The 6,727-nt window shown below is 72.7% G+C and carries 8 protein-coding genes; 6 read left to right on the plus strand and 2 right to left on the minus strand.

Translation table 11 applies throughout. The annotated features are described in order from the left end of the window. Positions 1 to 553: 553 nt before the first annotated feature. From paaA to CCN72_RS30380, 6 genes are all read left to right on the plus strand, one after another. On the plus strand, positions 554 to 1,588 hold the full coding sequence (gene paaA, locus CCN72_RS30355; protein WP_037650290.1) for a 1,2-phenylacetyl-CoA epoxidase subunit PaaA: 1,035 nt from the start codon (positions 554 to 556) through the stop codon (positions 1,586 to 1,588). After that, complete coding sequence (paaB, locus tag CCN72_RS30360) at positions 1,585 to 1,872, plus strand: 1,2-phenylacetyl-CoA epoxidase subunit PaaB (RefSeq protein ID WP_014673816.1); 288 nt, start codon at positions 1,585 to 1,587, stop codon at positions 1,870 to 1,872. The genes paaA and paaB overlap by 4 nt, the downstream gene beginning before the upstream one ends. After that, positions 1,869 to 2,600, plus strand: a complete 732-nt coding sequence (gene paaC / locus CCN72_RS30365; protein WP_086811234.1) for a 1,2-phenylacetyl-CoA epoxidase subunit PaaC — start codon at positions 1,869 to 1,871, stop codon at positions 2,598 to 2,600. Before paaB ends, paaC begins: the two co-directional genes overlap by 4 nt. Beyond that, positions 2,594 to 3,139 (plus strand): 1,2-phenylacetyl-CoA epoxidase subunit PaaD, encoded by a 546-nt coding sequence (gene paaD / locus CCN72_RS30370; protein ID WP_086811236.1) that lies wholly within the window; start codon positions 2,594 to 2,596, stop codon positions 3,137 to 3,139. The genes paaC and paaD overlap by 7 nt, the downstream gene beginning before the upstream one ends. Further along, positions 3,139 to 4,203 carry a 2Fe-2S iron-sulfur cluster-binding protein gene (locus tag CCN72_RS30375; RefSeq protein ID WP_086811238.1) on the plus strand — a complete coding sequence of 355 codons (1,065 nt, stop codon included), beginning with the start codon at positions 3,139 to 3,141 and terminating at the stop codon, positions 4,201 to 4,203. Before paaD ends, CCN72_RS30375 begins: the two co-directional genes overlap by 1 nt. 112 nt (positions 4,204 to 4,315) lie before the next feature. After that, the gene (locus tag CCN72_RS30380; RefSeq protein ID WP_086811244.1) at positions 4,316 to 5,458 is read left to right on the plus strand and encodes an acyl-CoA dehydrogenase family protein; all 1,143 of its coding nucleotides are present in this window, start codon (positions 4,316 to 4,318) and stop codon (positions 5,456 to 5,458) included. A gap of 30 nt (positions 5,459 to 5,488) precedes the next feature. On the opposite strand, the gene CCN72_RS30385 is transcribed toward CCN72_RS30380, so the two are convergent. Then, a complete protein-coding gene (locus CCN72_RS30385; protein ID WP_086811240.1) occupies positions 5,489 to 5,818 on the minus strand; it encodes a rhodanese-like domain-containing protein in 330 nt (109 codons plus the stop codon). Between the two features lie 49 nt (positions 5,819 to 5,867). After that, positions 5,868 to 6,680: a hypothetical protein gene (locus tag CCN72_RS30390; protein WP_086811242.1), complete on the minus strand. Its 813-nt coding sequence runs from the start codon at positions 6,678 to 6,680 to the stop codon at positions 5,868 to 5,870. Positions 6,681 to 6,727 lie beyond the last annotated feature (47 nt).

Here is a 6,727-nt window from a genome sequence, read left to right on the forward strand (position 1 = left end):
GCCCCCGACCTCTCAGAGGCCTCCGGACTCTCAGGAGTGTCCGAAGTCTCAGGTGTCCCCGAGTTCTCAGGGCCACCCGGATCTTCCGGGGCCTCTGGTTTCTCCGGGGGACGCGCCCCGGCCGACCCGTCCGGGCCACGCGCGGCCCTCGGGTCCTCGTCGTACGCGTCCATTCCGCCCCGTCCCCCAATTCCGGCTCAGTCGTGGGTCGGCCCACCGGGCCGGCCCCAAAAGCCGACCCCTTCGATACGGCCGCCCGGCCCGGGCGGCCCGCGGTGCGCGAGCGCCCCATCGCGGCACCTGCACGGAACGGTACTCAGCCCCGGCCACCGAGCGCAGCCCCGGGGGCCGGACCCCGCCGTCCCCGCACGCTTCGTCCACAGACACCGCTCGCCCGGATCCCACGCCCGCGGATCACGCTCGTCCACAGGTTCCGCGCGGAGTTTTCCACAGCGGTTGACACTGTCCCGCGGCCCGGCACACCATTGATGCGCACGGACCGAACGATCGGTCGGGAGAATCCCACCGCAGAGCCCGAGGTCAGGGGGATCGCATGGCCACAGCAGCCGCGCAGGGCACGGCCCGCCCGGAGGCGGACGGCGCCCGGAACACCACCGGGGACGAGGCGGAATACCAGCACGTCTTCGACGCGGCGGTGGCCGCCGACGAGCGCATCGAACCACGCGACTGGATGCCCGACGCCTACCGCGCGACGCTGGTCCGCCAGATCGCCCAGCACGCGCACTCCGAGATCATCGGGATGCAGCCGGAGGCCAACTGGATCACCCGCGCGCCCTCCCTGCGCCGCAAGGCGATCCTGATGGCCAAGGTCCAGGACGAGGCGGGACACGGCCTGTATCTGTACAGCGCGGCGGAAACCCTCGGCACCAGCCGGGACGAACTGCTCGACAAGCTGCACAGCGGCCGCCAGAAGTACTCCTCGATCTTCAACTACCCCACGCTGACCTGGGCCGACGTCGGCGCGATCGGCTGGCTGGTGGACGGCGCCGCGATCACCAACCAGGTGCCGCTGTGCCGCTGCTCCTACGGCCCGTACGCGCGCGCCATGGTGCGGGTCTGCAAGGAGGAGTCCTTCCACCAGCGCCAGGGCTACGAGCTGCTGCTGGCCCTGAGCCGCGGCACCCCGGAGCAGCACGCGATGGCGCAGGACGCGGTGGACCGCTGGTGGTGGCCCTCGCTGATGATGTTCGGCCCGCCCGACGACGAGTCCCAGCACTCCGCCCAGTCGATGGCCTGGAAGATCAAGCGCCATTCGAACGACGAGCTGCGCCAGCGCTTCGTCGACATCTGCGTCCCCCAGGCCGAGTCCCTGGGCCTCACCCTCCCCGACCCGGACCTCAAGTGGAACGAGGAGCGCGGGAAGTACGACTTCGGCACCATCGACTGGACGGAGTTCTGGGAGGTCCTCAAGGGCAACGGGCCGTGCAACGAACAACGCCTGACGCAGCGCAGACGCGCCCATGACGAGGGCGCGTGGGTACGGGAAGCGGCCGCCGCCCACGCGGCCAAGCACAGCGGCGGCACCGAGGCCGCCGGACACCGGACGACGGGAGCGGAGCGAGCATGAGCACCACCGACTGGCCCCTGTGGGAGGTCTTCGTGCGCTCGCGCCGCGGCCTCTCCCACACCCACGCCGGCAGCCTGCACGCGCCCGACGCCGAGCTGGCGCTGCGCAATGCCCGCGATCTGTACACCCGCCGCGGCGAGGGCGTCTCCATCTGGGTCGTCCCGGCCGCCGCGATCACCGCGTCCTCGCCTGACGAGAAAGACCCCTTCTTCGAACCGGCCGCCGACAAGCCGTACCGGCACCCGACCTTCTACGAGATCCCGGAAGGGGTGAAGCACCTGTGACCGCCACCGGCCCCGCCACCGTCCCGGTGACCGCCGCGCTCGCGCTCGGCGACGACGCCCTGGTGCTCTCCCACCGCCTGGGGGAGTGGGCCGGGCACGCCCCCGCCCTGGAGGAGGAGGTCGCCCTCGCCAACATCGCCCTCGACCTGCTCGGCCAGGCCCGGGTGCTGCTGTCCCTGGCTGGCGACGAGGACGAACTGGCCTTCCTGCGCGAGGAGCGGTCCTTCCGCAACCTCCAGCTGGTCGAGCAACCGAACGGCGACTTCGCCCACACCATCGCCCGCCAGCTGTACTTCTCCACCTACCAGCACCTGCTGCACGCCGAACTCGCCGCCGGTGACGGCCCGTTCGCCCCACTGGCCGCGAAGGCCGTCAAGGAGGTCGCCTACCACCGCGACCACGCCGAGCAGTGGACCCTGCGCCTCGGTGACGGCACCGAGACCAGCCATGAGCGGATGCGGCGCGCCTGTGACGCGCTGTGGCGGTTCACCGGGGAGATGTTCCAGCCCGTGGAGGGACTGGACGTCGACTGGGCGGTTCTGGAGTCCCGTTGGCTGGAGTCGGTCACGCGGGTGCTCGGCCGGGCCACCCTGACCGTTCCGGAGGGGCCCCGCACCGGGGCCTGGTCGGCGGGCGCCGGCCGCCAGGGCGTCCACACCGAGTCCTTCGGCCGGATGCTCGCCGAGATGCAGCATCTGCACCGCAGTCATCCGGGGGCGTCATGGTGACCGCCACCGCCCTGGAGGCGGAGCTGCTGGAGCTGGCCGGCTCGGTCCCCGACCCCGAGCTCCCGGTGCTCACGCTCCATGAGCTGGGCGTGGTGCGCGCGCTGCGCCTGCACGGCGGCGATGCAGCCGAGGTCGATCTGACCCCCACCTACACCGGCTGCCCGGCCATCGAGGCGATGTCCCTCGACATCGAACGGGTCCTGCGGGAGCACGGCCTGCGCGAGGTCTCGGTGCGCACGGTGCTCACGCCCGCCTGGTCGACCGACGACATCACCCCCGAAGGCCGCCGCAAACTGCGGGAGTTCGGTATAGCTCCCCCGAGGACGCTCAAGGCCACCGGTCCGATACCGCTGACCCTCGGCCCGACCCGCACCGGTGCCTCCGGGGCCGCGGGCACCGTCGAGGCGGAGCCGGTGCACTGCCCGCACTGCGGCTCGGCCGACACCGAACTGCTCAGCAGGTTCTCCTCCACCGCGTGCAAGGCGCTGCGCCGCTGTCTGTCCTGCCGCGAACCGTTCGACCACTTCAAGGAGTTGTGATGGCGCGCTTCCACCCGCTCCAGGTGGCCGCGGTCGACCGGCTCACCGACGACTCCGTCGCCCTCACCCTCACCGTCCCGGCCGAACTGCGCGCGGAGTACCGGCACGCGCCCGGCCAGCACCTCGCGCTGCGCCGCCGGGTGGACGGCACCGAGGTGCGGCGGACCTACTCGATCTGCTCCCCCGCCCCCGCCCCGGACGGCGAGGGCCCGAGCAGCCTGCGCGTAGGAGTGCGGCTGGTGGAGGGCGGCGCCTTCTCCACCTACGCGCTGAAAGAGATCAACATCGGGGACGAGCTGGAGGTCATGACCCCGGCCGGCCGCTTCACCCTGGAACCCGCACCGGGGCTGTACGCGGCGATCGTCGGCGGCAGCGGCATCACCCCGGTGCTGTCCATCGTCTCCACCCTGCTGGCGCGGGAGCCGGAGGCCCGGTTCTGCCTGATACGGGGCGACCGTACGGCCGCGTCCACGATGTTCCTGGAGGAGGTCGCCGATCTGAAGGACCGCTACCCCGAGCGGCTTCAGCTGGTGACCGTGCTCTCCCGGGAGGAGCAGCAGGCGGGTCTGCCGTCCGGTCGGCTCGACCAGCGGCGGCTCACCGAACTGCTGCCCGCGCTGCTGCCGCCCGAGCGAGTAGCGGGTTGGTTTCTGTGCGGGCCCTACGGGCTGGTGCAGGGCGCCGAGGGGGCGCTGCGCGAGCTGGGCGTGGACCGCGCCCGGATCCACCAGGAGATCTTCCATGTGGACTCGGGTCCGACCGCGGCGGGCGTCGCGCCGGGGGCCGCGCACAGCACGGTCACCGCCCGGCTCGACGGACGCGGCGGCACCTGGCCGGTGCAGGAGGGCGAGTCCCTGCTGGAGACCGTGCTGCGCAACCGCCCCGACGCGCCCTACGCCTGCAAGGGCGGGGTGTGCGGCACCTGCCGGGCCTTCCTGGTCTCCGGCGAGGTCCGCATGGACCGCAACTTCGCCCTGGAAGAGGAGGAGACGGACGCCGGGTACGTACTGGCCTGCCAGTCCCATCCGCTGACCGAACAGGTGGAGCTGGACTTCGACCGCTGAGGAAGCCCCATGGAACGCTCCACGGAGGGGGCCGTCGAGGTTCCCTTCTCCTAGAACCTGTTCTATCTTGACGGCCCGTCAGATGACGACCGCACCGTCGGAGGGACAGGCCGTGGACTTCACCTTCACCGAGGAGCAGCAGGCGGCGGCCGAGGCGGCGCGGGGGGTGTTCGCCGGTGTGGCGCCGGACGCGGTGCCCAGCCCGGCGCTGACCCCGGGCGCCGTGGCCGAGGGCCTCGACCGGGAGCTGTGGTCCCGGCTGGCCGGCGCGGATCTGCTGAGCCTGCTGCTCGACGAGGCGTACGGCGGCGCGGGCCTGGACGCGATCGCCCTGTGCCTGGTGCTGCGGGAGTCGGCGAAGGTCCTCGCGCGGGTGCCGCTGCTGGAGCACAGCGCGGCGGCCGCAGTCGTCGGGGCCTATGGGAGCAAGGAGTCGGGGGAGCGCCTGCTGGAGCGGGCGGGGTGCGGGGAGCTGGTGCTGACCGTCGCCGCGAGCGGTCGCAGCGGCCATGACTCCGCCGAACTCGCCGTCACCGCACGGCGAGAGGGCGCGAGTTGGGTGCTGGACGGGTTGCAGACGGCGGTGCCCTGGGCGTACGACGCGGATCTCGTCGTCGTACCGGCGCACATCGAGGGCGCGGCGGCCGGGGGGAGTGTGCTCGCGCTGCTGCCCCGGGGGCTGGACGGGGTGACGCTCGTCGAGCAGGTGTCCACCAACGGGGAGCGGCTGGCCGAACTGCGGCTGGCGGGGGCGCGGCTGGAGGCGGGCGAGGTCATCGAGGCCGAGGGCGCCTGGGAGTGGCTGCACGCACTGCTCGCCACCGGCACCTGCGCGCTGGCCCTCGGGCTGGGTGAGCGGGTGCTGGAGATGACCGCTGAATACACCGGCAGGCGCGAGCAGTTCGGGCATCCGATCGCGACCTTCCAGGCGGTGGCCGTGCAGGCCGCCGACCGGTACATCGATCTGCGGGCCATGGCGGCCACTCTGTGGCAGGCCGCGTGGCGGATCGCCTCCGGGACGCCGGGCGCGCTGCCCGCCGCCGGGGACGTCGCGGTGGCGAAGATCTGGGCGGCGGAGGGCGTCCGCCGGGTGGTGCAGACGGCGCAGCATCTGCACGGCGGCTTCGGCGCGGACACCGACTACCCCCTGCACCGCTACCACGCCTGGGCCAAGCACCTGGAACTGGCGCTCGGCCCGGCGGCGGCGTACGAGGAGCGGCTCGGCGACCTGCTGGCGGCGCACCCGCTCAGCTGACCGCCGACAGCCGACGGTCAATGGGTGGGGTCAGATCACGTGGCCCGGGCGGCCGTCGTCGGTGGTCACCGGGCGGCCCGCGGCGGCCCAGGACTGCATGCCGCCGTCGATGTTCACCGCGTCGATGCCCTGCTGCACCAGATACATGGTGACCTGGGCGGACCGGCCGCCGGAGCGGCAGATCACATGGACGCGGCCGTCCTGCGGGGCGGCCTCGGTCAGCTCGCCGTAACGGGCCACGAACTCACTGGTCGGGATGTGCAGCGCTCCCTCGGCGTGGCCCGCCTGCCACTCGTCGTCCTCGCGGACGTCCAGCAGGAAGTCGTCGTCCTTGAGGTCCGTGACACCGACGGTGGGCACACCAGCTCCGAAATTCATGACTCCGACGCTACCCGACGGCGGGCCCGGTTCAGTCCTGCGCCAGCAGGGCCGCCAGTTCCTCCTCGCGCCGGGTGATGTCGGCGCGGAGCTTGTCGGCGATCTCCTCCAGCAGCGCGTCCGGGTCGTCGGGGGCGAGGCGGAGCATGCCGGCGATGGCGCCGTCCTCCAGCTCGCGGGCGACCAGGTTGAGCAGTTCCTTGCGCTGGGAGAGCCATTCGAGGCGGGCGTACAGCTCCTCGGCGGGGCTCGGGCGCCGCTCGGGCGGTACCGGCCCCGCGGCCCACTCCTCGGCGAGTTCCTTCAGCAGGGTCTCGTCACCGCGGGCGTAGGCGGCGTTGACCCGGGTGAGGAACTCCTCGCGCCGGGTGCGCTCGTCCTCCTCCTGCGCCAGGTCGGGGTGGGCCTTGCGGGCGAGGTCGCGGTAGAGCTTGCGGGCTTCCTCACTGGGCCGTACCCGCTCCGGGGGGCGTACCGCCTGGCCGGTGAGCATGGCGGCGGCCTCGGGGTAGAGGCCGTGGCCGTCCATCCAGCCGTGCATCAGCTCTTCGACGCCGGGGATCGGCAGGACGTTGGCGCGGGCCTCCGCGGCGCGGCGCAGATCCTCCGGATCGCCGGTGCGGGCGGCCGTCGCCTCGGCGATCTCGGCGTCCAGTTCCTCCAGGCGCAGATAGAGCGGGCCGAGTCGCTGTTCGTGCAGCCGGGAGAAGTTCTCGACCTCGACGCGGAAGGTCTCCACGGCGATCTCGTACTCGATCAACGCCTGCTCGGCGGCCCGTACGGCCTGTTCGAGCCGCGCCTCGGGGCGGGGGGCGTGGGGTTGTTCGGCTTCCGGGGTGGTCACCCGCCCCAGCGTAGTCGCTGCGCTCGGCCTGAGGCCGGGGCGGAGGG

Origin of the sequence: Streptomyces murinus, from assembly GCF_002154555.1 — a bacterium.
GTDB classification, from domain to species: domain Bacteria; phylum Actinomycetota; class Actinomycetes; order Streptomycetales; family Streptomycetaceae; genus Streptomyces; species Streptomyces murinus.

Coding starts and splice junctions, on each gene's coding strand:
- paaA (WP_037650290.1), top strand. CDS start 554: ATGGCCACAGCAGCCGCGCAGGGCACGGCCCGCCCGGAGGCGGACGGC.
- paaB (WP_014673816.1), top strand. CDS start 1,585: ATGAGCACCACCGACTGGCCCCTGTGGGAGGTCTTCGTGCGCTCGCGC.
- paaD (WP_086811236.1), top strand. CDS start 2,594: ATGGTGACCGCCACCGCCCTGGAGGCGGAGCTGCTGGAGCTGGCCGGC.
- CCN72_RS30375 (WP_086811238.1), top strand. CDS start 3,139: ATGGCGCGCTTCCACCCGCTCCAGGTGGCCGCGGTCGACCGGCTCACC.